The following is a 1,762-nucleotide window of genomic DNA, read 5'->3' as shown; positions in this document are numbered from 1 at the left end:
AGCTCGTGCGGGTGGCACAGGACCGGGCCGATGAACACGCTGATGCGGTGGACAGTCCACCGACCGGCCGTCAGCGGTCCGGGCGGCACCTCGTCCACGATCCGGCCCGTCCTGCCGACCGCGCGCGGGTCGTCCGCGCACGCCGTGATCAGGACCTTTTCGCCCGCCTTGAACGCCATACCGCTCCCCCCCGGGCCGGGGCTGTCCCGGCTCCCCTTGCCGCCCCGACGGGATGCCGGGGCGACGCGGGCAGCCGTCAGCGGCGGCGCGCGGAGCGGATCGTCTTGGCGGCGTTCTTGCCGTCCGGTCCGCCCACGGAGCGGACGACGGTGACCACGCCCCATGCGGTGACGACGATGACCAGGGCGACCACGGCCAGCGAGATAGCCATGCTGGTGAGGGCGGCGACCAGCAGCGGACCGAAATAGACCCCGGCGACGACCGCGCCGGCACCCGCGCCGGACCCGAGCGCGATGCGCTGAACGGTGCGGTCCGGCGGGGCGTGGTGGATGTGCTGATGAACGACCTGCGGCGCGGGCTGGGGCGGGTGCGCGGCAGGGAGGTGGGCGGGGTTGACGTACACATGAGTGCCGTCGGGGAGCTGCACCACACGAGCCAGCTCAGGCAGGGACTCCATGAGGAACCTCCTTGATGCGATGGGGTGGGTGTCAGGCAGCTTGGGCGGGGTAGGCGCAGGTCACGCACATGCCGAGGGAGGTCGGGATGACGTATCCCGCATCGAGTCGGCAGGCGGGGCAGGTGCGGCGGGCGAGCATCGCGAGCGCGAGCGCCCCCCACTTGCGGGCGGTCATCGGGCGGACCGGCAGCGCCCGGTCGATCCGGTACAGGTAGGCGACCCTCACCCCGCCGGGACGGCGGGGGGAGCGGCGCATGACCTGCGCAGCGATGTCCTGACCCCCCGGCCGCAGGCCCAGGGCCCGGAGCTGACGGCGTGTCGCCAACCCGTCCGGGGCGTAACGCCACGGGAACGTCGGAACGCCGTACTGCGCGCCGCTGGGGTCGTAGCACTTGCCGAACGCGGGGGACATCAGGCCACCACCGCCACGGGGGCGTCCGGGTGGGGTGCGGTGCGGGCGAGTTGCCTGAGCCGTACCGCTGCGGACGGCTCGAAGGCGGCGCCCCAGTCGCCGCCGATGAACCGGTCGGCGATATGGCGGGTGTAGGCGGGCGGGATCGCTTCGGTGAGTTCGTGGTGGTCGGCCGTCCAGGTGATGTCCATGGCGGCCTGCATCTCCGCGACCGACCCTTTGCCGCCGCCCTTGCCGTAGGCGGCAATGTAGGGGCCGTCCCGCCACACGCCGTGCCGCCAGCCCCGGACCGGACCGCGATGCGGCCGGTGCGGCGGTTGGGCGGCCCCGTCGAACCAGTCGAACCAGCCGAGTTCGAAATGCCGGTGCCGGATCACCCCCAGTGCGAACATCTCGCCGCACAGAGTGAGGTCCTTGCGGATCCCGGCACCGTTGACGTTCTCGATGACCAACGGCACGCCGTACCACTGACCCAGCTCTCGCATCTGCGGGATCAGGTCGACGTACCGGCGTCCCTGGTTGGTGCCCTTGGTCAGCGTGCAGTGCGACTGGCACGGCGGCGAGGAATGGACGAGGTGGAAGTCCTGGCACATCTCCCGCATGGCATCGAGCGCATCACCCTGGACGAAGCGGAACGGGTACGAGGGCCGGGGCACGATGTCCACCCCGACGACCTCGAACCCCGCCCGCCAGTACCCCATCCCCGCGCCACC

Annotated in this window: 2 protein-coding genes and 1 pseudogene; all 3 read right to left on the bottom strand. The window is 72.0% G+C overall.

All coding sequences use genetic code 11. The features are described 5' to 3' along the window. Positions 1-256 precede the first annotated feature (256 nt). Positions 257-637 carry a DUF6251 family protein gene (locus ACWF94_RS39925; RefSeq protein WP_453500108.1) on the bottom strand — a complete coding sequence of 127 codons (381 nt, stop codon included), beginning with the start codon at positions 635-637 and terminating at the stop codon, positions 257-259. 31 nt (positions 638-668) lie between these two features. Further along, positions 669-1,049, bottom strand: coding sequence for an RRQRL motif-containing zinc-binding protein (locus tag ACWF94_RS39920; RefSeq protein WP_453500106.1), 381 nt, complete (start codon positions 1,047-1,049; stop codon positions 669-671). Continuing rightward, positions 1,049-1,762 (bottom strand): annotated as a pseudogene (locus ACWF94_RS39915) (hypothetical protein); the annotation flags it as partial. The gene ACWF94_RS39920 and the pseudogene ACWF94_RS39915, both read right to left, overlap by 1 nt.

The organism is Streptomyces sp. NPDC055078, assembly GCF_053607985.1.
This window is presented reverse-complemented; position numbering and strand designations above follow the sequence as displayed.